Here is a 24,615-nt window from a genome sequence, read left to right as displayed (position 1 = left end):
CGGCCAACATCGTGAACGCTAATCCGCCCGCTCCCGACTATTCCGCGCGCTGCAGCGCGCGGAATAGTCGGGAGCGGGCGGATTAGTGAGTGCCAGGCGTCGCGATGCGACGCCTGCGCCGTCGCCTAGTGGCTCAGCTTCGCCTCATCGACGGTGCGCGCACCGCGCTTCGCGGCCTGCACGAGCTCGTACACGTGCGCACGCAGCTCGGCAAACCGCGGGGTGGCGCGGGTTTCGAGCTGGTCGCGCACGACGGGCAGGTCGATCTTGACGTCTTCGAGCACGACCGTGGGACGCCCCGACAGCACGACCACGCGCTCGGCAAGGTAGACCGACTCGTCGATGTCGTGGGTCACGAACAGTACCGTGACGCCGAGCTTGCTCCACAGTTCGCGCACGAGGTCTTCGAGCTCGAACCGGGTCTGGGCATCGACCGCCGCGAACGGCTCATCCATGATGAGCACCTTCGGCTCGTACGCAACGGCACGTGCGATCGCGACACGCTGCTGCATACCGCCCGAAAGCTGCCACGGGTACTTGGCGCCGTCGCCCGACAGGCTCACTGCATCCAGTGACTGCTGCACGAGTTCGCGACGGCGGGCAGCCGGTACGCGCTTCTCTTTGAGCGGCAGTTCGATGTTCTGCGCGACCGTGAGCCAGGGAAACAGCGAGCGGCCGTATTCCTGTTGCACGAGGGCAAGGCCCACGGGCGGCTCGGTGACCTGCTTACCGTCGAGCGTGACGGTGCCCTTGCTCGGGGCAAGCAGGCCCGCGAGTGCACGCAGCAGCGTCGTCTTACCGGCACCCGAGGGACCCACGATGCAGACGAACTCGCCAGCTTTCACTTCGAAGTCGATTTCACGGATGGCCTCAACGGGCTCACCGCGACCGGTGTAGGTCTTGCCCAGACCCTTCACCTCGAGCATTGCCGGAGCGGTGCTCGTAGGGGTTTCTTCAGCAGACATGTCGTTGGTTACCCTTCACGCTGAGCTTGGAGGTACCCGTAGTACCACTTGAGAATTGAGTCGGTGATGAGCCGGAAGATGTAGGCGAGCAGCAGGCCCATGAGGCCGAGCAGGAACACGCCGCCCCACATTTCGGCGATCGCGAAGCTGCGCTGGAACTGAACGACGCTGAAGCCGAGGCCATCAGCCGCCGCGAACATCTCGCTAATCACCATGAGGATGATGCCGATCGACAGCGACTGGCGGGCACCGGTGACGATCTGCGGGCTGGCGCCCGGGAGCACGTAGTTCCACAGACGCCCCCAGCTCGAGAAACGATACGAGCGGGTCGTGTCGCCAAGCACTGAATCGAGACCGCGCACGCCCTCAACGGTGTTGAGGAGGATCGGCCAGAGACAGCCGATCGCAATGACGACGATCTTCATCTCGTTGCCGATGCCCATGAAGAGCATGAAGATCGGCACGAGCACCGGCGGCGGGATGGCGCGGAAGAACTCGAGCACCGGCTCGATGAAGGCGCGCAGTCGCGCCGACATGCCGATGATGACGCCGAGGCCGATACCGATGACCAGCGCGAGGCCGAAACCAGCGAGCACCCGGAAGAGCGACGGAATTACATCGCGCACGAACCGAGTTTCGCCGAAGGTCTCACCGGCGAACCACGTCGGCCAAAACTTCTCGGCAATCGTGGTGAGTGGCACGTTGAGGTAGTTCGTCGAGTCCTTCGAAATGAGCCACCAGCCGAAGAGCAGCAGCGCCGGAAGGCCCACCAGCGCGAGCGTCTGGTAGACGAGTGCACCGAAGCCCTTGCCGGGTTGCTTGTGTGAAGCCGGGGTCGAGGCCGAAGCCGAGGCGGGGATGCGGAAGCCGCGAGTGGGAGTGTCCTGACGCTTAGCCATTAGTTCGACTCCTTCCGCATCGAGGGGTGCCAGAAGAGGGTCTTGCTCTCAATGCCGCGAGCAAGCTGGTTGACAAGCAGACCCAGGGCACCGGTCACGATGATGTAGCCATACATATTTGCCACGGCACCCGATTCACGGGCGCGTGCGAGGAGGCCGCCAATGCCTTCACCACTTACGAGCAACTCACCGGTGACGGCGAGCACGAGCGCGACCGATGCCGCGAGGCGCGCGCCGGTCATGGCGTAGGGCAAGGTGGTTGGCCAGATCACCGTGCGCAGGCGGGTGGCCTGACTAAAGCGGTACGAGCGTGCAGTGTCGGCCACGACCGGGTCGACATCCTGCACACCGGCCATTACCTGGATGAGCACCTGCCAGAACGCCGCGTAGATCACGAGGAAGAGCGTGGCCGTCATGTTCGGGCCGAACAGTAGTACGGCCACGGGGATGAGCGCCACCGAGGGAACGGGACGCAGGAACTCGATCGTCGAGGCAGTGAAATCGCGCAGCCACTTGATGTTGCCGAGGAGGATGCCGATGATCACGCCAAGGATGATCGTGATCGCGAGACCACTGGCCCAGGTGACAAGGGTGTGCAGCAGCGCAAGCCAGAAACTTGCGTTCTGTGCGAGAGTGCCGAGTGCCAGGAACATTTCCGACACCGGCGGCAAGAACCGCGAGTCGACTACGCCAATGCGCGGCAGTATCTCGAGCAGCACGAGGAGCGTGGCGACACCGGCCGCGCCGAGCACCCAATTGGGGATGCTCGACGCAGCCTTGTCACTACGCTTACGCGCGAGACCACTGGTGACAGTCACTACGGAACCAGCACCGAAATGTCGACCGGCTCCTTGACGAGGCCGTACTTCAGGGCGAGGTCAGCGTGCAGCTGGATGTCGGCGGCCGAAACCTCCGGGGTGAACTTCGGCATCGTCATCTTTTCCTTGATGGTGGCGTCGATGTCGGTGTAGTTGTCCAGGATGTCCTTGGCAGCTTCGGGGTTCTCAGCGGCGTGGGTGAGGGCCTTGTCGAGCGCCGCCTTGAACGAGGCGACGATCTCGGGGTTGGCTTCGGCGTACTGCTGGCTCGTGAAGTAGGTCGAGATGATCAGGTTCGGGTCAGTCTCGGCCCAGTTCCACGACACGACGCGGGCGCCGGCCTCGATCACGCGGGTGAGGTGCGGCTCGACCACCCAAGCGGCGTCAACCTGACCGCCGGTGACAGCCGCCGGCATGTCCGGGAAGCCCATCTCGACGAAGTTGATGCTCGACGGGTCGCCGCCAGCCTTCTCGACGGCCTCACGCACGGTGATGTCACCGATGTTGTTGAGGGTGTTCACCGCAATGGTGTGTCCGGCGAGGTCAGCGGCCGTCTGAATGTCGGAGTCGGCGGGAACAACGACGCCACCAGCATCCGGGTTCGTGCCGGTGGTGAAGTTACCGGCGCCGGACACCCTGCAGCGGCACGCCCTGGCTGATGGCGAGCACCTGCGAAGTGACGTTGCCGAAGCCGAACTGGTAGTCGCCCGAGACGACCGACGGCACGATGGCGGCGCCACCTTGCGCGAGTTCGAGGGTGACGTCGAGACCCTCCTCGGCGAAGTAGCCGAGTTCCTGCGCGAGGTAGACGGGGGCGACGTCAACGATCGGAATAACACCGACCTTGATGGGGGTGAGTTCGCCGCCAGCGGCGCCAGACGTGGCTCCGTCAGCGCCGGCGGTGCCTGCGGGGGTGCCGCCGCCGCCTGCACAACCCGCAAGGGCGAGCGTCACGGCTGCTGCAGCAGCAACGGCTGAGATCAGTTTGCGCATGTCTTCTCCTTTGAGACTGAGCGTGTCGAAAGCAACGTTGCTTTCGTCTGCGACCGTTCGAACTCCATCCGCGTGGAGTGCATTTCCAGTAGCACGCTGACAGTAAATCGTTAGTACACAAACGGTCCAACCGAATTAGCGAGGAAGAACTAAAACAAATCCGTGGAATGCGCCATTGCTGTCGCATTCGAGTAGGTTGAGTAATCGTGCCCGGCAACGATGCCGCGGCAATGGAGGATGCGAAATGGCTGTTGCCGACCCAATTGAATACACGGGTCACCTATTGCGGCGTGGCCTGCAGGTGCAACGCGCGGCTTGGGCGCGCCACGTTTCGGCCGAGGTGACGAATGTGCAATTCGCCGTACTCTCCACCCTCGATCGCCACCCCGGAATCTGCCAGGCCGACCTCGGCAGCCGCCTCGACTTTGACCGCGCCACTATCGCGCAACTCACTCGCCGTCTCGTCGAGCGCGGACTCGTGCACCGCTACATCGACCCCACCGATCGTCGTCTTAAGCGCCTCGAACTCACCGAACTCGGACTCACGACGGTGACCGAACTCGCTCCCCTCGCCCGCAACCTGGAGTCGATCGTGTTCGATGGGCTCAGTGATGCGCAGCGGGCAGAATTACGCGCCACCCTCATCCACGTCTTGCGCAATGGCGCTGAGCTCGGACTCTCGCACGGATTGGCTCCAGAACTACCCGCCTAGCGCTCCGTAAGATGGCGCCATGCCCACGCCGCCGCCGGGGATGCTCGACCGCATCCTGCTCATTCTCGGCACCTTCGATCTCGACCATCCCGCGCGCTCGCAGGTCGAGATCGTGCGACTCACGGGCATCCCACAATCAAGCGTGCAGCGCATCGTGCGCGAGCTCACGGCCACCGGGATGCTCGAGCGTCTCGACCGCGATCAGTACGCCCTCGGCACCCGGCTTTGGGAACTTGGCGAGCTGAGCCCGCTCTCGCTGCGATTGCGCGAGGCGGCACTCCCCCATCTCGTGTGGCTCTACGAAGAGACCGGCGAGAGCATCCACCTCGGTGTGCTTGTTGGCGATGTGCCCGCGAGCGCCTAGGTGCTCTATGTGACGCGCGTGGCGGGGCCTGGATCGGTGCCGACGATCTCGCGCGCGGGCGGTCGGCACGCTCTGCATGCGACCGGGGTTGGCAAAGCACTGCTGCTCGCGCAGCCGGAGTCCTGGCTCGACGAGTATCTGCGCGCGCCCCTCGTGAAAGAGACCACGCGCACGATCATTGACCCGGATGCGCTGCGGCAAGATCTCGACGAGGCTCGCGACCGCGGTTACTCGCTCACTTCAGGCGAGATGAGTCTCGGGAGTTGGTCGCTTGGCATGGCGTTGCCGGGAGTTGCTGGTCTCCCCGCCGCCGCCGTGTCGATTGCCTCACATCACCGGCATCGAGATATTGACCGCTATGCGCGCCTATTGCGGCAGGCGATTGCCGGGATTGTGGCCGATTTGCAGCGTAGTTGAGCGCCTTGGCACCAAGATGCCTAACCCGCTGATTGGGTTTCATCTCCGTCGTTCAACCCAATGAGCGGGTTGTTCACTGACGCGTGAAGCGGCAATCGTGTCAGGCTCACCTTCAATTCCGCAACGTTGCGGACTTCGCAGCAGAGAAAGGGGACGCGGTACGTGATCGACAAGCAGGTTGCTTCGGCGGCCGACGCGGTGGCCGATATCCGAGATGGATTAACGATTCTCATCGGTGGCTTTGGCCTCGCAGGCCAACCAACCCAACTCATAGACGCGCTCATCGATTCCGGCGCGAACGACCTCACCATCGTGAACAACAACGCCGGCAGTGGCGACACCGGCCTCGCAGCATTGCTCGCCGCCCACCGCGTGCGCAAGATCGTGTGCTCATTCCCCCGTCAACACGATTCGTGGGTGTTCGACGAGCTCTATCTCGCCGGCGAAATCGAGCTGGAACTCGTGCCGCAGGGGAACCTCGCCGAACGCATCCGCGCCGGTGGCGCCGGTATTGGCGCGTTTTACTCACCAACCGCCGTTGGCACACCGCTCGCCGATGGCAAAGAGACGCGCACCATTGACGGCCGCGACTACCTGCTCGAGTATCCGATCACCGGCGATGTCGCGCTCATTTCTGCGCTTCGCGGTGACCGCTGGGGCAACCTCGAGTTCCGCAAGACCGCCCGCAACTTCGGGCCGATTATGGCAACGGCGGCCGCGGTAACGGTGGCGCAGGTCGACGAGGTGGTGCCGCTCGGTGCGATAGATCCGGAGCGCGTGGTCACCCCGGGCATCTTTGTCGACCGAGTTGTGGCCGTGGGCGAGCGTGCGTGGTTGCGCGACGGCGAGTTCGTCGGCGGACCACTCGCGAGTGAAGGAGCAGAACAGTGACTGACCGTCTCGACCGCCGCGCGCTTGCTGCGCGCATTGCCGCGGACATCCCCGAAGGCTCGATCGTGAATCTCGGCATTGGTGCGCCAACGCTCGTCGCCGATGCGTTGCCGGAAGGCCGCGAGATCATCCTGCACACCGAAAACGGGATGCTCGGCATGGGCCCGGCGCCCGCGGCCGGGTTCGAAGATCCCGACCTGATGAACGCCGGCAAGCAGCCGGTGACTGAGCTTGTGGGCGCATCCTATTTTCACCATGCTGATTCGTTCGCGATGATGCGCGGCGGGCACCTCGATGTCTGCGTGCTCGGGGCGTTCCAAGTTTCGCAGCGCGGCGATCTCGCGAACTGGTCAACGGGCAAGCCCGGAGCGATTCCGGCAATTGGCGGGGCGATGGATCTCGCGCTCGGGGCGAAATCGGTGTTCGTCATGACTGACCTCCTCACGAAATCGGGCGAGTCGAAGCTCGTGGCGTCGTGCTCGTATCCCCTGACCGGAGTGGGATGCGTGACCCGCGTCTACACCGACCGTGCCGTGTTCGACGTGGTGCCGGGTGGGTTTGCTGTGCGGGAGCTCTTCGGCACCACCACCCGCGAGGAGCTGGAGGCCCTCACGGGCCTGCAACTCATGTAGCGCAACGCTTTCCGCGCCAATTGGCGTCATTTGGTTGCGGTGTCGTCACCATGTTGCCGACACGGCAACCAAATGACGCCAATTGCGGGAGGTGGCTCTGGCAGGCCAACCGCATGGCTTGTGGAAATTCATTTATCCACAGGGGCGGCCCAATGACATCCACCTTTCTCGCGGATGCGCTCCACTGTCGGCATGTACCTCCACTTCGACGGCGACCTCCGTGCACTCGGCTTGACTCCCAGCAAACTCCGCGCAGCAGTCAAGCGTGGCGATTTCATCCGCGTCTCCCCGGGTGCATTCCTGGACGCCGCGCAGCTGAACTCCACACCGCACCCTGCGGAACTGCGACATGTGGCGTCGACGCTAGCCGCATCCACTCGAGTAGCTGGCGTCGTGAGCGGCTCAAGCGCAGCAAACCTCTATCGATTGCCCCTGCTCAAGTCTCGGCTTGCCGAGCCCGTGACCTTCACCCGTGCCACGAACGGCCGCACAACTGCGTGGGTGCGCATCCGCCGAGCCGAGATCTCACCTTTCGAGGTAACGACGCGCTATGGGATGCAAGTCACCACGCTTGAACGCACCATCCGTGATCTCGCGGATTTCTTGCCGATGCACGAGTTGCTCGCTGCCACGGATGCCGCCATGCGACAGGGATTTGACCCAGAAGTTCTGCCGACATCCGGCCGCAATGCGATGAAGCTTCGCTGGCTCAAGGCGAACGCGTCCGATCGTGCCGAGAGCTTTGCCGAGTCGTGGAGTCGCTTCGTCATGTTGCAATCGGGGCTTCCGACACCGGTGCTGCAAATCTCGATCTACGACGAGTACGGAAAATTCTTGGGACGGGTGGATTTCGGCTGGCCCGAATTCGGCGCCCTGGGTGAGTGCGATGGCCTCAATAAGTACGACGGCAAAGGCCTCGCCAATGGCGACCCCGAAGGCGCCATCCGCAAGGAGAAGAACCGCGAGTTCGGGATTGTCGAGCTGGGATGGGAGCTTTCCCGGTAGATGTGGTCACACCAATTCGAACCTGATCGGTTGATCTCGTTGCTCAGCACGATGCTTGCGCGGGCTGCAGACCGCCCCGCCCCGCGGGGTACTTGGCGGGTTGAACCGCTCCCCCGGCGGGTATCACCGCATTGGCCCGTGCTCTTTGGCCGTCCACTCGACTTCCCGCTCGCAAGTTGACCTCAGCGACGCACAATTGGCGGCATTTGGTTGCAGTGTCGGCAATCTAGTGACGCCACGACAACCAAATGCCGCCAATTGCGGCGAGGATGCGCGCTAGGCGCCGCGCACGATCACTGGCTCAGGTGCATCCACAGTGCCGACGGCGCGGGTGTCGTCAGACGGCACGTACGGCTTGATACGGATGATCGCGAACACCGCGAAGAGCACGATGATGGCGACACCGATGTAGAGATGGGTTGGCGTCCAGCCTGCGTCCAAGAAGGCGCCCACGATGATCGGCGCGAGGATCGCACCGGCACGGCCGACACCGAGCGCGACACCGACACCGGTCGAGCGCACGCGTGGACCGTAGGCGTTCGGCGCCACGGTGTAAAGACCCGACACCGCGCCGTTCATGAGCGTGCCGACGAGCAGCGCGCTACCGAAGGCGAGCCAGATGATGTCGGTTGACAGGATGAACACGCAGAGCATCACCGCACCGAGCGCCACGAACCCGGCAAACACAAAGCGTGCTGGCCAGCGTGCAGTGAAGACCCCATAAAGCACGGCACCAATGATGCCGCCGGTCGTGATCATGATGCCGGCCATGATGCCCTGCTGCTCGCTCATGCCCGAGGCGACAACGAGCTTCGGGGTCCACGAATTTGCGAAGTAGAAGCCGAACATCACGATGAAGAAGGTGATCCACACCATGATCGTGTTGAGGCGGTAACGTGGCGCGAACACTGCACCAACGCCGGCCCCTTCGGACGGGTCAACGACGGGTTCCGGTAGCACCGCTCCTTCGCCGTGGCCAAGGCGCACCGCAATTCGCTCCGCGCGCTTGGCGTTTGCGGGGGTCGGCTTCTGTGCGAGGTAGTCGATTGATTCCGGGAGCAGCAACGCAACAAGCACGATGCTCACTACCGTCAGGATGCCACCGAGCAGGAATACCGCATGCCAGCCAACATTGGCGATAAGCCAAGCGGCTGCCATGCCGCCGAGGGTGGCACCAAGCGGATATCCGGCGGTGAAGATGCTGATGGCGAGACCGCGGCGGCGCACATTCGCGTACTCGCTCACGAGCACCGTGGCGCTCGCGAGGATACCGCCGACACCGAGACCGGTGACTACGCGCCAAGCGAGCAATTCACCCATTGATCCGGCGGTCGCCGAAAGGAAGAGGCCAAGCGCATTCACCACGAGAGCGATGAGCAGGGTGCGACGGCGACCGATGACGTCGGCGAGCGGGCCGAAGCCCACGGCACCGACCGCCATGCCGATAAGTCCGGCGCTGAGCAAGAAGCCGAGTTCAGTTCCCGAAAGTCCGAATTCTTGACTCACCGGGTTGGCGGTGAACGCCATTGCGAGCACGTCGTAACCGTCGAGTGCATTGAGGAAGGTACAGACGATGAGGATGGCCCACTGGCCGCCGCGCATCGGCGATGAATCAATGAGTTCACGCAGGTTCATAGGTTGTCCATTCAAGACGACCCGGCACCGTTGCCGGGTGAAGTTGCAAAACAGGATGGGGCGGAGTTAGTTGGCGTTGATCGTGATGAGCGCGCGTTCGTCGTCGCCGGTGGCGCGAACTGCGCGCGAGACGCAGCAGTTCATGCGATCGGCCGCCGCGTGCTGACGAGTTGAGAGGAACACATCCCGGTGGTCGAGTTGGCCGCGCAGCTTCGTGACCTTGACCTCGCAGAGTCCGCACTCGCCCTTACGGCAGTCGAACATGAGGTCAACGCCTTGGCGCTCGAGCGACTCGAGCATCGACTCGTCGGACTCCACTGTGCCGCGGAACCCCAATGAGGGAATCTCCACATCGAAGGGTTCGGGGTCGAACCAGCCCGAGTTACCGAAGGTCTCGTAGCGCAGGTCGGTCGGATCGAGCGGGCTGTCGAGCCAGGCGCGACGCACTGCATCCATGAGTCGAATCGGGCCGCACATATAGAGCTCGGTGCCCCGCTCGATACTTGCGACGAGTTCACCCACGTTGAAACGGCCATCGACGTCGTCGGCGTGCACGACGAGCCGGTCACCGTGCACTTCCCTAAGCCGGTCGAGATAGGCCATTGCCTCGCGACTGCGGCCGACGTACACAATGCGGTATTCGGCGTCGACTCGGCGCAACGCATCCGCGATGCTCGAAATGGCCGTGATGCCGATGCCGCCGGCGAGCAACACGTATTGCGGGGCGCCGACACGCAACGGGAAGTCCTGAATAGGCGTACTTGCCTCGAAGCAGTCGCCCGGCTTGAGCGCGTGCATCGCGGCACTTCCACCTCGCGAGTCTCGGGTGTGCAGCACCGAGAGCGCGACGGTCGTTCCATCGGCGCTCGCATCAACGATCGAGTAGGAGCGCTCAAGCAGGCCGTCGGCGGTCGGGATGCGCACATCCAAGTGCTCGCCCGCGCGCACTCGCGTGGGCAATTCGCAATGTAGTTCGATGCGGCGGATGCGGTCGGCAATGTCGCCGACTCCCGTCACCTCGACCTGCTGCCAATGAGTCGTGTTGCCGGCAACCATTAGTCGATCGCCTCGAGACGACTCTCGGCGGCGAGCGCTGCCTCAAGGAGGCGGCGCACCCACATGCCACCTGCATCGATGTTGAGGCTGTAGAACTCGTGGCCGGGGTTCGCCTCAATAGCTTCTTGCTGCGCGATGAGCATCTCTTCGTCTTCGCCGAAGACACCGTGCACGCCTTCACGTAGCTGAGTCGTGATCAGCTGGCTGTCGAGGCGGTAGTTACGCATGAAGGCCCAGAAGTAATGGCAGGTACGGTCAGACTTCGGCGTGATCGTGTTCATCACGAACCCGTTGACCCCCTGACTGCGGTCACCTTCGGGTGCGCCGCTACCGGCCTTCGCAACGCCCACGTCAATGCAGATGGTTGACGGGAACTGGTAGGTGATGATCTGCCAGCGGTCGACCTTGCCCTCGAAGTCGGGGAACTTGTCGCGCATGTTCTTCGCCCAGAACGGCGGAGCGTCGATGTTACGCATCCAGCGAGCCACCGTCACGGTGTTTTCATCATGGGTTACTTCGAACTCGGCTTCCGAGAGCTCTTCCTGGCCGATCGACGAGGAATGCACGAATTCTTCGTGGGTGAGGTCCATGAGGTTGTCGAGCACGAGCTGGTAGTTGCAGCCTGCGTCGATGAGCTTGCCGTCACCGGCCCACTCGGGCGATGACATCTGGTGCATATCGGGCACGAGGCGCGGGTCGGCCAGCTCGGGGTCGCCGGGCCACACCCAGATGAAGCGGTCGCGCTCAACAACCGGGTAGCTCGGCACCGTTGCCGAGGGGTTGAGCGTCTCTTGAGCGGGCATGAAGGTACAGCGGCCTGCGGGGTTATAGCGCAGGCCGTGGTAGGGGCACTGGATGTCGTCGCCGAAGAGCTTGCCCTTCGAAAGCGGCGCCAGGCGGTGCCAGCACGCGTCAGCAAGCGCGACGGCGCGACCGTCTTGGGTGCGATAGAAGGCCATTGGCGTCTTCGCGATGGTGCGTGCCATCGGCGCGCGGGTGACCTCGTGATCCCAAGCCGCGACGTACCAGGCATTTCTGGGATGCGGGAAGATCTTCGCCGTCGTGATGACGCGGTCGGCGCTTGGTGTGGGCACGGGACTTGGTGACGTCGTCGTCATAGCTTGCTCCAACTGCATTCGAGAGGATGCGAGCTCGTCGCTGAGCCGCGACCCCAGACTAACTATCTATATAGATAGTTGCAAGTGTCGCATCCAAACTTCTTCGAACGTGGCACGATCGAGCTAGTTCTCTTGAGTTGGAGCCCACCATGAGCCTTCGCGCAGCCCTGCTGTTCCTGTTGTCGACGCAGCCAATGACCGGCTACGACACGGTGAAGCAGTTTGAAGGCTCAGTCGGGCATGTGTGGAATGCCCCAAGCTCACAGATCTATCCCGAGCTGCGGCGCATGGAGGCGGAAGGACTCATCGATGGTCGCGATGTGCCCTGGGGTACGAAGGGCGCAACGAAGCGTGAGTACGTCGTCACCACCCGCGGCTACGAGGCGATGCACGCATGGCAACGTGAGCCCCTGAAATATCAGGCCGAACGTGATCCAGCGCGCCTCAAGTCGGCCTATCTGGAGTGGGCCACGGCGGATGCCGCGCGCGCACACTTCGAGGCTCATCGCATCCATTGGCAGAGCGAGCGAGAACGCGCCCTCGACCAACTCGCTTGGATCGACACCGGCGACCACCCCACGTTGCACGAGCGACTCAAGCACTACACCGCGAGCGATGTCGAACGGGTGCGCAGCTTCAAGCGCATGTCACACCAAGGCACGATTGCGCGCGCGGAGGCCGAAATTGCCTGGGCAGAGGCCTGCCTGGAGGAGTTGGGCGACTACGAAGGCCCCCTCAACTTCCAAGAGTGACCGCTTCCGCCAACATTCGCCGTTCAATTGGCGTCATTTGGATGCAGTGTCGGCAATCTAGTGACGTCACGACAACCAAATGACGCCAATTGCGCCAGAGTGGGGGCATGCACGCAACGAGGCTGCCCGCAATCAACCGCTTCCCGCGCACGAACCGCGCGCTGCATCCTGATCGGCCGTGGATTCGGCTACTCACCTTCGCGCTCGGCACCCTCGCCATTGCGGCGGTCGTCTCGAACGTGTGGCGCTCGGCCAACGGCCTCACCGACAACACCATGGCCGAGTCGATGTCGCAGTTCACCAACCAGGGCAACTTCGCCTTCGGCATCGCCTGCATCATTAGCGCGCTCATTAGCCGCGACCGACTCCCCAGGTGGTGGGATGACCTGCGCGGCGCGCTTTCGTTCTACGCGGTGATGACCGGCATCATCTACGCCCTCCTTGTCGCTGAACCCGGCGAGAACGCCCGCTGGGATCTCGGCTGGGAGAACCTTGCCCTGCACCGATTCACGCCGATCGCCGCGCTCCTCGGCTGGCTCCTCATCACCATGACGCTCCGCGGCACCTGGGTCCGCCCACTTGCGTGGGTGCTCTACCCGCTCGCCTTTCTTGGCTACACCTGGATGCGCGGGGCCATGGTGAATTGGTACCCCTACGGCTTCCTCGACCCGACGAAGCCGGGAGGTTGGGGCGCGGTGCTACAGACCACCGCCATGGTGCTCGTAGCCTTTCTCGTGATCGCACTCCTGCTGCACGTGCTTGGCAATATGCGGGTTGCCCTCGCGCACCGCAAGTCCAAGCACTAGCCGCGATTCAGCCAGAGCTTCCCCGCCGCCCAGAGCGCCACCACGGTGACCTGCGCGAAGCCAGCGATCACCGCGAACACTGCCGCCCAGGGCGCACCGGCCACGATGCCCACAATCACACCGATGATGCCGAGCGCTGAGACGACCACAGCGAGGCCCGCGATCATGCGCACGCGAAATGCCCACGCAAATGGGAAGAAGTGCAGACCGACGAGCGCGGCGATGATCGAGGGGCGCAGGTGCCCCATCCCATTTGCCTCGGCGAGTTGCGACAGCAGCGAGATACCCACAATCATCGCCACGACGCTCACGGTGTGGGTGATGCCCATTCGCGCCTGCTCCTTCGCGAACGACGCGTTCGGCGGCGGCGCCATGGGGCCGAGGCTGCTTGGCCGCACCCAGAGGAAATAGAGCGCGATCAGCGCGAGCACGACGATGGCAATCGTGAGCGGCCAGCGCCACGCTTCACCCAGTTCCGCCGCATATGAGGTGACAAACACAATGCCACCGACGATCGGCACGGTGGCGCCGAGTCGCGCCGGCAGCGCATCCCGACGTGAAACAGTTCGCTCGTCTGATCGGGCAGTTTCGGTCGTCATGTTCTTGCTCCTCATCGAACGCTCTGCCGCGCCATCCACACGACGGTCGCCCCAGTTTTGCGAACGTCCATTTTGGATGCATCCACCCACCGAACGACTTCGGTTGCCGAGATTTCAGGCCGCCGCGCTCTGGGCAATCACTCGGATGCGGGTGGAAAAGTTGCTCTCAGAAATCACCTCTTGCGCACCGCAGGGGATCGTATATGATTTCGTATATCAGCCGCAGCGACGCGGCCCCTTTCATCTACGTGGAGGTTCCCCAGCAATGACGTTCGACACTGAGCCGACTCTTCCCGTGCCGACCGACTTCACCGCCGCCGAGAACCGACCCGGCAAGATCGTGGCGCTGCACCTCAACTACCCCTCGCGCATCGCCCAGCGCGGCCGCTCGCCGCAGCACCCCGGCTACTTCATCAAGGCCGGCACCTCGATTGCGAACACCGGCTCGACCGTCGAGCGTCCACTCGGCACCGAACTCCTCGCCTTCGAAGGCGAGATCGCGCTCATCGTTGGCGAGACCTGCCGCCGCGTCACCCCCGAAGAGGGTTGGTCGAAGATTTCGGGCATCACCGCCGCAAACGACTGGGGCCTCTACGACCTGCGTCACGCCGACAAGGGCTCGAACGTGAAGAACAAGTCGGGCGACGGCTACACGCCGCTCGGCCCGGCAGTCATTCCCGCCGAAGGTCTCGACCCGACCGCCCTGCGCGTGCGCACCTGGGTCAATGGCAACCTCGTGCAGGACGACACCACTGAAGGCCTTGTCTTCCCCTTCGGCCAACTCGTCGCCGACCTCTCGGCGCTCATGACCCTCGAAGCCGGCGACATCATCCTCACCGGCACCCCGGCCGGCTCGAGCGTGGCCGTGCCCGGCGACGTCGTCGAGGTTGAAGTTGACGCCCCGACTGCCGCAGGTGCTCCGACCACGGGCCGACTTGTCTCGAAGGTCGTCGAGAGCGAATTCCCGATCTCACCTTTCGGCGCTCAGGCCAAGGTCGACGACAACCAGCGCGCCGAAGCCTGGGGCTCGCGCGAAGCTGCCGGCCTCGCTCCCCTGCGCTCGGCAATCACGGATGAACTCCGCGCGAAGGTGCAGGAGACCGCCGTGGCCACGCTCTGGGCGCAGATGCACAAGCGCGGCATCACGAACTGCTCGATCGATGGTGTGACCAACAACCACCCCGGCACCCGCATCCTCGGCTACGCCAAGACCCTGCGCTACGTACCGAACCGCGAAGACCTTTTCAAGAAGTTTGGCGGCGGCTACAACGCCCAGAAGCGCGCCATGGACTCGGTGCAAGACGGCGATGTCGTCGTCATGGAAGCCCGCGGCGAAAAGGGCACCGGCACCCTCGGTGACGTGCTCGCCCTGCGCGCCCAGCTCCTCGGCGCGGTCGGCGTCGTCACCGACGGTGGCGTGCGCGACTCGGCCGCAGTCGCCGAACTCGGCCTGCCGGTCTACTCCTCGTCGAACCACCCGGCCGTACTCGGCCGCCGCCACGTGCCGTGGGAAATCGACGGCACCATCGCCTGCGGTGGCACCACCGTGCAGCCCGGCGACATCATTGTCGGCGACGACGATGGCGTCATCGTAATTCCCCCGGCACTGTTCGAAGAGGTCGTCAACGACGCCTACGAGCAGGAGCGCCAGGACGGCTGGGTCTTCGACCAGGTCAAAGACGGCAACGCCGTAGACGGACTCTTCCCGCCGAACGCAGAGTGGAAGGCCCGTTACGAGGAGTGGAAGAGCAACCAGTGACTCCCGTAGCCGCCGCCACCCCCGCATCCGAAGTCTCGAAGTCGCAACTCGCCTACGACTACCTGCGCGACCGCATCACCTCGGGCGATTTCTCGCCCGGGTACCGGCTCGTGCTCGGTCAGATCGCGCGCGAACTTGGAGTCTCGACGGTGCCGGTGCGCGAGGCGATTCGACGACTCGAGGCCGAAGGCGCTGTCACTTACCAGCACAACATCGGTGCTCAGGTGACGATGCTTGACCGCGGCGTCTACCGCGACACCATGGAGACCCTCGGTCTCGTTGAAGGGTTCGCGACGGCCCTGTCGGCACCGTTCCTCACGGATGCCGACCTCAACGAAGCGGGCATGATCAACGCCGAGATGCGCGAGATGATCACCACCGGCGCGCTCGACCCGGCCCGTTTCACCAAGCTCAACCACGACTTCCACGATGTGCTCTTCCAGCACTGCACCAACGAACACATCACCGATCTTGTCCGCCGCGGCTGGCACCGGCTCGAAACCATGCGCGAATCTGCTTTCGCGTTCGTGCCGGCCCGCACCTCAGCCTCGGTCGACGAACACGACAACCTGCTCGACCTCATCCGCACCGGCGCAGCCGTTGCCCAAATTGAGCAGGCCGCCCGTCAGCACCGGTTCAACACAATGACCGCAGTGCTCGAGGCCATCGCGCCGTCGTAGACCGCGCGCAACCGAACCCCAACTTCATCCGACGAACCAAATCCGCATCATTCAACCGCCATTGGAGGGCGAATATGACTCAGACCAAGCCGGAAGGCCTGCCCGAGAAGATCCAGCTGTACATCGACGGCGAGTTCGTTGACGCCACCGGTGGCGCCACCTTCGACGTTATCGACCCCGCAACCAACGAGGTCTACATCCAGGCCGCATCGGCGCAGCCCGAAGACGTTGACCGCGCCGTTGCCGCCGCGAAGCGCGCCTTCGACGAGGGCCCGTGGCCGACCATGCTCCCCCGCGAGCGCTCGCGCATCCTGCACAAGGTTGCCGACATCGTCGAGTCGCGCGACGACCAGCTCGCCCTCATCGAGAGCTACGACTCGGGTCTGCCGATCACCCAGGCCAAGGGCCAGGCTCGCCGCGCCGCCGAGAACTTCCGCTTCTTCGCCGACCTCATCGTCTCGCAGCACGACAACGTCACCAAGGTTCCCGGCCGCCAGATCAACTACGTCAACCGCAAGCCGATTGGTGTCGCAGGTCTGATCACCCCCTGGAACGTGCCGTTCATGCAGGAGTCGTGGAAGCTCGCCCCGGCGCTTGCCACCGGTAACACCGTCGTGCTCAAGCCCGCGAGCTACACCCCGCTCTCGGCCGCCCTGTGGCCCGAGATCTTCGCCGAAGCCGGCGTGCCCGAGGGTGTGTTCAACCTCATCACCGGTTCGGGTGGCGTCGCGGGTGACCGTCTCGTCAAGCACCCCGATGTGCCGCTCATCTCGTTCACCGGCGACTCCTCGACCGGCGCGACCCTCTCGACCAACGCCGCGCCCTTCCTCAAGGGCCTCTCGCTCGAGCTCGGTGGCAAGAGCCCCTCGGTCGTCTTCGCTGACGCCGACATCGAGGAGGCCCTCGACGCGACCGTCTTCAGCGTCTTCTCGCTGAACGGCGAGCGTTGCACCGCCGGTTCGCGCGTGCTCGTGCAGCGCGAGATCTACGACGACTTCATCGAGCGCTACGCCGAGCGTGCGCGCAACATCGTCGTCGGCGTGCCGTCAGACCCGGCCACTGAGGTCGGCTCGCTCGTGCACCCCACCCACTTCGACAAGGTCATGAGCTACATCGAGATCGGCAAGACCGAAGGTCGCCTGCTCGCCGGTGGTGGCCGCGCCGAAGGCTTCGAGAACGAGGGCAATTACGTCGCCCCGACCGTGTTCGCCGATGTCGCTCCGGATGCACGCATCTTCCAGGAAGAGATCTTCGGCCCGGTCGTTGCGATCACCCCGTTCGACACCGACGAAGAGGCACTCGAGCTCGCGAACAACACGAAGTACGGCCTCGCCGCCTACGTGTGGACCTCGAACCTCAAGCGCGCACACAACTTCGCCAACGGCATCGAGTCGGGCATGGTCTGGCTCAACTCGAACAACGTGCGTGACCTGCGCACCCCGTTCGGTGGCGTCAAGGCGTCGGGCCTCGGCCGCGAGGGCGGCTACCGCTCGGTCGACTTCTACACGACCTCGCAGTCGATCCAGATCACGCTCAACGAAGCGCACTCGCCCCGATTCGGCGCGGGCAAGAAGTAATCCCCCATCCACCAGCACAACAAGCAAGGACGCTGAACATGTCTGAACTCAACGAACGCACCCTGACCTCGTCGGGCTTCTACGTCACCAAGGAAGCTCCGATCCACACCGACAACCCCGTGCAGACCCCCGAGGCTCCGGCCCCGGACATCCTGCGCTGCGCCTACATGGAGCTCGTCGTCACCGACCTCGCCAAGTCGCGCGAGTTCTACGTCGACGTACTCGGCCTCACCGTGACCGAGGAAGACGACAACGCCGTCTACCTCCGCTCGATTGAGGAGTTCATCCACCACAACCTCGTGCTCCGCCAGGGCCCCGTCGCCGCCGTCGCCGCATTCTCGTACCGCGTGCGCACCCCCGAAGACGTCGACAAGGCTGAGGCGTTCTATAAGGAACTTGGCTGCCGCACCGAGCGCAAGGCTGAGGGCTTCACCAAGGGCATCGGCGACTCGGTGCGCGTCACCGACCCGCTCGGCTTCCCGTTCGAGTTCTTCTACGAGACCGAGCACGTCGAGCGTCTCGCCTGGCGCTACGACCTCTACACCCCGGGTGCGCTCGTGCGTCTCGACCACTTCAACCAGGTGACCCCCGACGTGCCGCGCGCCGTGCGCCACTACCAGGACCTCGGCTTCCGCGTCACCGAAGACATCCAGGATGAAGAGGGCACCGTGTACGCGGCCTGGCTGCGCGCCAAGCCCACCGTGCACGACACCGCCACCACCGGTGGCGATGGCCCGCGCATGCACCACGTTGCCTTCTCGACGCACGAGAAGCACAACATCCTCGCCATCTGCGACAAGCTCGGTGCGCTGCGCCTCAGCGACCACATCGAGCGTGGCCCCGGCCGCCACGGCGTCTCGAACGCGTTCTACCTCTACCTCCGCGACCCGGACGGCCACCGCGTCGAGATCTACACCCAGGACTACTACACCGGCGACCCGGACAACCCGGTCGTCACCTGGGATGTGCACGACAACCAGCGTCGTGACTGGTGGGGCAACCCGGTTGTGCCGTCGTGGTACACCGACGCTTCGCTCGTGCTCGACCTCGACGGCAACCCGCAGCCGGTCGTGGCTCGCACCGACGCGTCGGAGCTCGAGGCAACCATCGGCGCCGACGGCTTCTCGTACACCCGCAAGGGCGACACCACCGAGGGCTTCAAGCTCGGCAACCAGCTCTAAGTCGACCGACTGAGCCAACAAGGCCGGGTGGATGCATACGCATCCACCCGGCCTTGTCAATTCGGCAGCGCGGAAATTCCCAATGAATGGGATGATTTTGCATACGCCTGCCAAAGACGTGTTAGCGTCACCCGCGGCCTCGGCACCCCGAAGACCTCCCCCAGCGAGATTCGCAACGACGCAATCGGAGACACACCAACGTGACGCAAACCCGCTCCCTCGTCCTACGCCACCGGGCGTGGATCACCCCGCTGTGCTGGATCGCAGTCATGCTCGACGGCTTCGACGCCGTGGTGCTCGGTGCGGCCATGCCGATGCTCATCGACGACCCGAACCTCGCGGTCGACGCGGCCACCGGAACCTTTATCGCCACGCTCGGCCTGTTCGGCATGATGCTCGGTGCGCTCGCCATGGGTTGGGCAACTGACCGCTTCGGCCGACGCAAGCTCCTCATCGGCGCAGTGATTGCGTTCTCAATCCTCACCTTCGCCACCGGCTTCGTGAACGACCCGTACACGATGGCGGTCCTGCGCTTCGCGGCCGGCGTCGGCCTCGGTGGTTGCCTGCCGACGGCGATTTCGATGATGACCGAGTTCAGCCCATCCCACCGCGGTTCGTTTGCAACGACGCTCACGATGACCGGCTACCACGTCGGTGCCGTGCTCACCGCACTCCTCGCCCTGCTCGTTGCCCAGGAAGGTGGCGGCGGCTGGCGCGAAATGTTCATCATCGGCGGTCTGCCCTCGCTCATCCTGGTGCCGCTCATGATCATCTTCCTGCCGGAGTCTCCCGACTATCTCGCTTCGCACGGCCGCCTTGAGGATGCAAAGAAGGTCGCGAACCACTACGGCATCGAGCTCGACCCGATGCACCTCGACGGCTCGGTGCCGGCGGGCCAGGCTGCCGTTGGCACGAAGTTGCTCCTCGCGAAGCCGTTCGTGCGCAACACAGTGCTCATCTGGGTGGCCTCGTTCATGGGCCTGTTGCTCGTGTATGGCCTCAACACCTGGCTGCCGCAGATCATGCGCGCCGCCGAATACGACCTCGGCAACGCGCTCGGCTTCCTCGTGATCCTCAACCTCGGCGGCATCATCGGCCTGCTCGTTGCCGGCTGGATCGGCGACCGCATCACGCCACGCATCGCCGGCATCATCTGGTTCCTCGGCTCGGCGGCGCTGCTTGCCGCGCTCGCAATCAAGCTGCCGCTGCTGGGCGTCTACGTGCTCATCTTCGTCACCGGTGCGTTCGTGTTCTCGTCGCAGGTGCTCGTGTACGCGTTCGTCGCCGCGAACCACCCCTCGCGGGTGCGCGCCACTGCCCTCGGCGGCAGTGCCGGCGTGGGTCGCCTCGGCGCGATTTCGGGTCCGATCGTTGGCGGCACGCTCCTCGGCGCGGGACTCGCCTACCCGTGGGGCTTCTTCGCCTTCGCGATCGTTGGCCTCATCGGTGGCATTGCGCTCTCGGGCACGAAGACGCGCACGAAGGATGAGCTCGCGACCGGCGTGCTTGACACGCTCGAGCGCGCGGAACTCGACCGCAAGTAGCCGCATCCACTAATCCGCTCGCTCCCGACTAAACCGCGCGCTGCAGCGCGCGGTTTAGTCGGGAGCAAGCGGTTTAGTGCGCAGAGTGTGCCCGGATGCCGGGACGCGCGGCACCGGGCCACCTCCAGCGGCTAATCCGCGTGCGACTCGAGGCGAGGCGCTACCGCTGACACCCGGTTTAGGCGGCAGCGCGCGGATTAGCGAGCGACGCGGATCGCGCTACGCCGCGAGGGGCGTCTTTCGCAGCGACTTGAGCACGATCACCGCGAGCGCGGCCACGAGCACGCCGGCGACGAGCGCCACGAGGAACGCCCAGAGCGGATCGATCGCGAAAGCGACAAAGATGCCGCCGTGCGGTGCACGCAACGTAACGCCGAGCGCCATCGTGAGACCACCGGTCACCGCGCCGCCGAGCATCATCGAGGGGATGACGCGCAGCGGGTCGGCCGCCGCGAACGGAATCGCGCCTTCTGAGATGAACGCGGCACCGAGTAGCCACGCCGCGCGGCCGTTCTCGCGCTCGGATGCGGTGAACAGCTTGCTGCGCACTGTGCTCGCGAGTGCCAGGGCGAGTGGCGGCACCATGCCACCGGCCATGACCGCCGCCATGATCATCATGGATGCTTCGGTGCCGGCCGACAGACCCGCCGAACCGAAGAGGTAGGCGGCCTTGTTCACCGGTCCACCGAGGTCGAAGCACATCATTACACCGAGAATGACGCCGAGGAGCACCGCCGAACCACCGCTGAGTCCGTTGAGGAAGTTCGTAAGGCCGGCCATGAGCGCGGCAAGCGGCGCACCAAGCAACAGGTACATGAGCAGGCCCACCACCGCCGTCGTCACGAGCGGAATGATCACCACCGGCATGAGCCCGGCGAGCCAGCGCGGCACCTTCCAGCTCGAGATGTAGAGCGCGATGAATCCGGCAAGAAGACCCGTGACGAGACCACCAAGGAAGCCGGCGTTCACCGCCACGGCAATCGCGCCGCCGACGAAGCCGGGCGCAATGCCGGGTCGCCCGGCAATGGCATAGGCGATATAGCCCGAAAGCGCCGGCACGAGGAAGCCGATCGCGAGACCACCGACGGCCGCGAACACCGCGGCGAGGTAAGTGAGCAATCCGCCCTCGGGCAGGTTACTCAGTGAGTTGTTCGCCAGGATGTCGGGTGCCTCATTGGTGATGTTGAACCCACCCATGAGGAACGCGAGCGCAATGAGCAGACCGCCCGCGGCCACGAACGGGATCATGTACGAGACACCGGTCATGAGCGCCTGCTGGATGCGCTTGCCCCAGCCGAGCTTGCCGGCATCTGACCCTGAGGTGGCCGCGTTTGCCAACTCGGATGCACCGGAGCCGCCGCCGATGCGGTGGCCGCCGGGTGCGTCGATCGCCGCGAGGGCGTCGTTGATGAGTCCGGCCGGGTCGCTTACGCCGCGCTTCACGCCACTTTCGACGCCGGGCTTGCCGACGAAGCGCTCGCGATCGCGCACACCGACGTCGGTCGCGAGGATCACGGCATCGGCGCCAGCGATGATGTCGTCAGCGAGTGGTTGATAGCCGGCCGAGCCCTGCGGCTCGACGAAGACCTCCACGTCATCGCGAGCTTCAGCGGCCTGTTTGATGGCGTCGGCCGCCATAAAGGTGTGCGCGATGCCGGTCGGGCAGGCGGTGACGGCGACGATGCGGCGCTTGGGTGCGGCGGTGGCGCTGACGGCAGTGACGGCGCCGCTGGCAGTTCCGGCGGATGCGGCCGTGCCTGCCGACGAAGAAGTTCCAGCGGATGCGGCGGTGGCCGAGTCGGTCTCAGCGACTGAGATCCCAGCGGCTGCGATCCCGGCTGCTGCTCCAGTTGTCGCACCGGACGTCACCGCAGACTCCTCGCCAGCACCCGCGCCAGCACCCGCAGCGGGAGCGGCAGCCGGCGCACTCGGGTCGCGCACCGCATCCTCGACGAGTGCGACGATCTCGGCAGGCGAGGTTGCCGCGCGTAGAGCCGCGAGAAACTCAGCGCGCACGAGCTTGCCTGCCAGACGCGACAACAGCACGAGGTGCTCATCGTTCGCGCCCTCGGGGGCAGCGATCATGAAGGCGAGGTCGGCCGGACCGTCGGGCGAGTCGAAGTCGACCGCCGGGTTGAGTCGGGCAAATGCGAGCGAGGCTTGCGAGACGGCGGCCGAGCGGCAGTGCGGAATGGCGATGCCGCTGCCCATGCCAGTGGCGCCCTGCGCCTCGCGCTTGAGTGCGTCGGCAGTCAAACCATCAGCTTCGGCGCGACCGGCCGCGGCAACGAGCGACGCGAGCGAGCCGATCACCTCAGCCTTCGTTGCGCCGAGGTCAGCGTCGAGTGCGACGAGCTCGGGAGTGATGATCCCAGTCGTTGACATGTGGGTTCCTTTCAGGGGTGCCGCGGTTGCCGCGGCGAAGTGGTGGCGGCGAGCGCCGAATATTGGGATGCGCTCAGTCGAGCGGTGTGACGGTCGTGCCGTCGAGGTCAAGATCGGCGGGCGTCGGCACTCCCGTGCCCGCGAGCGCGGTGGCGGCGCTACCGGAGGCAACTGCGTGTCGCAGCGCCTCCGCCGCATTCGCACCATTGCTCAGGGCAATGAGGAACCCGGCCAGGCTCGAATCACCGGCCCCCACAGTGCTGCGCGGGGTGATCGGCGGGGATGCGGCGAACCAGTCCCCCTCGGCGGTCGAGAGGAGCGCCCCGGCAGCACCGAGGGTGGTGAGCACCATCGCAACGCCCCGGCGCACAAGGCGACCAGCTGCGTCGCGCACTGAGGCGAAGTCGCCGTGGGCAACCGCAGCTTCAAGTGCATCCCCGTTGCCGCCGACAAGCTCGGCGAGTTCGTGGGCGTTTGGCTTCATGAGATCGGGCATCGTCGCGGCCGTCGCGAAGGCGGCAAGCGGCGCGCCAGAGGTGTCCACAGCGACGCGCGCACCGGCGTCATGCAGGCGCGCGACGAGCGAGGCGTACCACTCGGGTGCGACGCCAGGCGGCAGGGATCCGGCGAGCACGACCCAATCGGCGTCAGCCGCGGCCTCAATGAGTGAGTCTTCGAGGGCCGCGAGTTGCGTCGCGGACAGCGCTGCCCCCGGCTGGTTGAACTTCGTCGTGGTGCCGTCGGCCTCGGTGATGGTGAGGTTCGTGCGCACGCCGTCGGCGGGGGTGGCGAGAGCGGTGAGCCCGTGCGCTTCGATGCCGGCGAGGTACTCGTGCCCGCGCGGCGCTGGGAAGATCGCGAGCGACTTCACGCCCGCGGCACGAAGCACCCGCGAGACATTGGCACCCTTTCCTGCGGCGAGGTCGGTGGGGGCCGAAACGCGGTGCACGGCGCCGCGGGTCACGGGCGCGTCGATCGTAACGGTGCGGTCGATTGAGGGATTGGCGGTGAGGGTAACGATCATGCGAGCACGACCTCCGTGCCCGCATCGAGCAGGGCACCGGCGAGCGCGGCGGGCGGCGGCGCGTCGGTGACGATGGTGGCGATGTCGCTGATCGCGGCGAAGCGGTGCAAGAGTTCTTGCCCAAACTTCGTCGCGTCGGCGAGCACGACGGGGATGCGTGCCGCCCCGACGATGGCCCGCTTGGTTGCGGCTTCGAGCTGGTCGGGCGTCGAGAACCCGTGTTCGGCAGAGATGCCGTTCGTGCCGATGAAGGCGATGTCGACGCGCAGCTCGCCAAGTGCCCGCTCGGTTTCTGGCCCGACGAGCGCCCGGGTGAGTCCGCGCAGCGTGCCGCCGACCACATCCACCTCGAGGTCGGCACGTTCGCCGAGCGCAACAGCCACGGGCACTGAGTTGGTGAGCAGGCGCATCCCCGCCGGCGCTTCGGCGGCAAGCGCACTCGCAAGCGCGAGCGTCGTGGAACCGGCGTCGATGAAGACGCTCGGGGTGCCGCTCGGGATGAGGCCGAGGGCGCGCGCGGCGATGCGGCGCTTCTCGTCGGCATGCTCGGTGAGACGAGTAGCAAGCTCTGATTCGGTGGTGACGCCGACACCGAATGGCACGGCCCCGCCGTGCACGCGGTGCGCGAGGCCTGCTTGTTCGAGTGTCGAGAGGTCGCGGCGGATGGTCTCTTCGGCTACGTCAAATTGTGCGGCGAGTTGCCCGACCCGCACTCGCCCCTCAGCAGCGAGCAGCTCGAGGATGCGTTCGTGGCGTTCGGCGACGTACATAGGGGTACCTCTCATCGCGGCAGTGCGGTGGGA

At 65.0% G+C, this 24,615-nt stretch carries 25 protein-coding genes; 13 read left to right on the top strand and 12 right to left on the bottom strand.

The features are described 5' to 3' along the window. Positions 1-125 precede the first annotated feature (125 nt). The 5 genes from EG850_RS02155 to EG850_RS13625 are packed head-to-tail and all read right to left on the bottom strand — an operon-like array spanning position 126 to position 3,675. Positions 126-965, bottom strand: a complete 840-nt coding sequence (locus EG850_RS02155) for an ABC transporter ATP-binding protein (RefSeq protein ID WP_214609493.1) — start codon at positions 963-965, stop codon at positions 126-128. A gap of 8 nt (positions 966-973) precedes the next feature. Beyond that, on the bottom strand, positions 974-1,864 hold the full coding sequence (locus EG850_RS02150; RefSeq protein WP_124969380.1) for an ABC transporter permease: 891 nt from the start codon (positions 1,862-1,864) through the stop codon (positions 974-976). After that, positions 1,864-2,682, bottom strand: a complete 819-nt coding sequence (locus EG850_RS02145; RefSeq protein ID WP_235829175.1) for an ABC transporter permease — start codon at positions 2,680-2,682, stop codon at positions 1,864-1,866. The genes EG850_RS02150 and EG850_RS02145 overlap by 1 nt, the downstream gene beginning before the upstream one ends. Then, the gene (locus tag EG850_RS13630) at positions 2,682-3,317 is read right to left on the bottom strand and encodes an ABC transporter substrate-binding protein (RefSeq protein WP_268878148.1); all 636 of its coding nucleotides are present in this window, start codon (positions 3,315-3,317) and stop codon (positions 2,682-2,684) included. The genes EG850_RS02145 and EG850_RS13630 overlap by 1 nt, the downstream gene beginning before the upstream one ends. Beyond that, positions 3,301-3,675, bottom strand: a complete 375-nt coding sequence (locus EG850_RS13625; RefSeq protein ID WP_268878147.1) for an ABC transporter substrate-binding protein — start codon at positions 3,673-3,675, stop codon at positions 3,301-3,303. Before EG850_RS13625 ends, EG850_RS13630 begins: the two co-directional genes overlap by 17 nt. A gap of 244 nt (positions 3,676-3,919) precedes the next feature. Here EG850_RS13625 and EG850_RS02135 point away from each other — a divergent pair, with 244 nt between their 5' ends. The 6 genes from EG850_RS02135 to EG850_RS02110 all read left to right on the top strand — a co-directional run bounded on the left by EG850_RS02135 (position 3,920) and on the right by EG850_RS02110 (position 7,696). Beyond that, positions 3,920-4,387 (top strand): MarR family winged helix-turn-helix transcriptional regulator, encoded by a 468-nt coding sequence (locus EG850_RS02135; RefSeq protein WP_124969378.1) that lies wholly within the window; start codon positions 3,920-3,922, stop codon positions 4,385-4,387. Between the two features lie 19 nt (positions 4,388-4,406). Beyond that, complete coding sequence (locus EG850_RS02130) at positions 4,407-4,751, top strand: helix-turn-helix domain-containing protein (protein WP_124969376.1); 345 nt, start codon at positions 4,407-4,409, stop codon at positions 4,749-4,751. Continuing rightward, positions 4,752-5,168 carry an IclR family transcriptional regulator domain-containing protein gene (locus tag EG850_RS02125; RefSeq protein WP_124969374.1) on the top strand — a complete coding sequence of 139 codons (417 nt, stop codon included), beginning with the start codon at positions 4,752-4,754 and terminating at the stop codon, positions 5,166-5,168. Positions 5,169-5,330: 162 nt separating this feature from the next. Further along, positions 5,331-6,059, top strand: coding sequence for a 3-oxoacid CoA-transferase subunit A (locus tag EG850_RS02120; protein ID WP_124969372.1), 729 nt, complete (start codon positions 5,331-5,333; stop codon positions 6,057-6,059). Then, positions 6,056-6,691: a 3-oxoacid CoA-transferase subunit B gene (locus EG850_RS02115; protein ID WP_124969370.1), complete on the top strand. Its 636-nt coding sequence runs from the start codon at positions 6,056-6,058 to the stop codon at positions 6,689-6,691. The genes EG850_RS02120 and EG850_RS02115 overlap by 4 nt, the downstream gene beginning before the upstream one ends. 174 nt (positions 6,692-6,865) lie before the next feature. Beyond that, the gene (locus EG850_RS02110) at positions 6,866-7,696 is read left to right on the top strand and encodes a hypothetical protein (RefSeq protein WP_124969368.1); all 831 of its coding nucleotides are present in this window, start codon (positions 6,866-6,868) and stop codon (positions 7,694-7,696) included. Between the two features lie 276 nt (positions 7,697-7,972). Here EG850_RS02110 and EG850_RS02105 read toward each other — a convergent pair whose 3' ends face one another. The 3 genes from EG850_RS02105 to EG850_RS02095 all read right to left on the bottom strand — a co-directional run bounded on the left by EG850_RS02105 (position 7,973) and on the right by EG850_RS02095 (position 11,505). Then, positions 7,973-9,331: an MFS transporter gene (locus tag EG850_RS02105; RefSeq protein WP_124969366.1), complete on the bottom strand. Its 1,359-nt coding sequence runs from the start codon at positions 9,329-9,331 to the stop codon at positions 7,973-7,975. Positions 9,332-9,397: 66 nt separating this feature from the next. Beyond that, complete coding sequence (locus tag EG850_RS02100; protein ID WP_124969364.1) at positions 9,398-10,387, bottom strand: PDR/VanB family oxidoreductase; 990 nt, start codon at positions 10,385-10,387, stop codon at positions 9,398-9,400. Beyond that, the gene (locus EG850_RS02095) at positions 10,387-11,505 is read right to left on the bottom strand and encodes an aromatic ring-hydroxylating dioxygenase subunit alpha (protein WP_124969362.1); all 1,119 of its coding nucleotides are present in this window, start codon (positions 11,503-11,505) and stop codon (positions 10,387-10,389) included. The genes EG850_RS02100 and EG850_RS02095 overlap by 1 nt, the downstream gene beginning before the upstream one ends. Positions 11,506-11,654: 149 nt before the next feature. Between EG850_RS02095 and EG850_RS02090 the strand changes: the two genes are divergently transcribed. Together EG850_RS02090 and EG850_RS02085 are read left to right on the top strand one after the other, a co-directional pair. Further along, positions 11,655-12,257 carry a PadR family transcriptional regulator gene (locus EG850_RS02090; protein WP_124969360.1) on the top strand — a complete coding sequence of 201 codons (603 nt, stop codon included), beginning with the start codon at positions 11,655-11,657 and terminating at the stop codon, positions 12,255-12,257. A 107-nt stretch (positions 12,258-12,364) separates the two neighbouring features. Further along, positions 12,365-13,063, top strand: coding sequence for a Pr6Pr family membrane protein (locus tag EG850_RS02085; RefSeq protein ID WP_124969358.1), 699 nt, complete (start codon positions 12,365-12,367; stop codon positions 13,061-13,063). On the opposite strand, the gene EG850_RS02080 is transcribed toward EG850_RS02085, so the two are convergent. Then, entirely contained in the window at positions 13,060-13,662 is a 603-nt protein-coding gene (locus EG850_RS02080; protein ID WP_124969356.1) for a hypothetical protein, read from the bottom strand. The two genes, EG850_RS02085 and EG850_RS02080, sit on opposite strands and share 4 nt — an antisense overlap. A 265-nt stretch (positions 13,663-13,927) precedes the next feature. Here EG850_RS02080 and EG850_RS02075 point away from each other — a divergent pair, with 265 nt between their 5' ends. The 5 genes from EG850_RS02075 (at position 13,928) to EG850_RS02055 (ending at position 20,403) form a co-directional block, all read left to right on the top strand. Next, entirely contained in the window at positions 13,928-15,421 is a 1,494-nt protein-coding gene (locus EG850_RS02075) for a fumarylacetoacetate hydrolase family protein (RefSeq protein ID WP_124969354.1), read from the top strand. After that, positions 15,418-16,101, top strand: coding sequence for a GntR family transcriptional regulator (locus EG850_RS02070; protein WP_124969352.1), 684 nt, complete (start codon positions 15,418-15,420; stop codon positions 16,099-16,101). Before EG850_RS02075 ends, EG850_RS02070 begins: the two co-directional genes overlap by 4 nt. 74 nt (positions 16,102-16,175) lie before the next feature. Continuing rightward, positions 16,176-17,678 (top strand): 5-carboxymethyl-2-hydroxymuconate semialdehyde dehydrogenase, encoded by a 1,503-nt coding sequence (hpaE, locus tag EG850_RS02065; protein WP_124969350.1) that lies wholly within the window; start codon positions 16,176-16,178, stop codon positions 17,676-17,678. Positions 17,679-17,716: 38 nt separating this feature from the next. After that, entirely contained in the window at positions 17,717-18,859 is a 1,143-nt protein-coding gene (gene hpaD / locus EG850_RS02060) for a 3,4-dihydroxyphenylacetate 2,3-dioxygenase (RefSeq protein WP_124969348.1), read from the top strand. A gap of 200 nt (positions 18,860-19,059) precedes the next feature. Further along, a complete protein-coding gene (locus EG850_RS02055) occupies positions 19,060-20,403 on the top strand; it encodes an MFS transporter (protein WP_235829174.1) in 1,344 nt (447 codons plus the stop codon). Positions 20,404-20,622: 219 nt separating this feature from the next. Here the strand turns inward: EG850_RS02055 and EG850_RS02050 are convergent, their stop codons facing one another. The 3 genes from EG850_RS02050 to EG850_RS02040 form a co-directional block, all read right to left on the bottom strand. After that, positions 20,623-22,788, bottom strand: coding sequence for a PTS fructose transporter subunit IIABC (locus EG850_RS02050; RefSeq protein WP_124969346.1), 2,166 nt, complete (start codon positions 22,786-22,788; stop codon positions 20,623-20,625). Positions 22,789-22,861: 73 nt separating this feature from the next. Continuing rightward, positions 22,862-23,812, bottom strand: coding sequence for a 1-phosphofructokinase family hexose kinase (locus EG850_RS02045; RefSeq protein ID WP_124969344.1), 951 nt, complete (start codon positions 23,810-23,812; stop codon positions 22,862-22,864). Next, positions 23,809-24,597: a DeoR/GlpR family DNA-binding transcription regulator gene (locus tag EG850_RS02040; RefSeq protein WP_235829173.1), complete on the bottom strand. Its 789-nt coding sequence runs from the start codon at positions 24,595-24,597 to the stop codon at positions 23,809-23,811. Before EG850_RS02040 ends, EG850_RS02045 begins: the two co-directional genes overlap by 4 nt. Between the last annotated feature and the right edge of the window lie 18 nt (positions 24,598-24,615).

The sequence above is a fragment of the Gulosibacter macacae genome, assembly GCF_003865375.1.
Lineage (GTDB): Bacteria > Actinomycetota > Actinomycetes > Actinomycetales > Microbacteriaceae > Gulosibacter > Gulosibacter macacae.
Note: the sequence above shows the minus strand (reverse complement) of the source record. Positions and strands in the feature narration are given on the sequence as shown.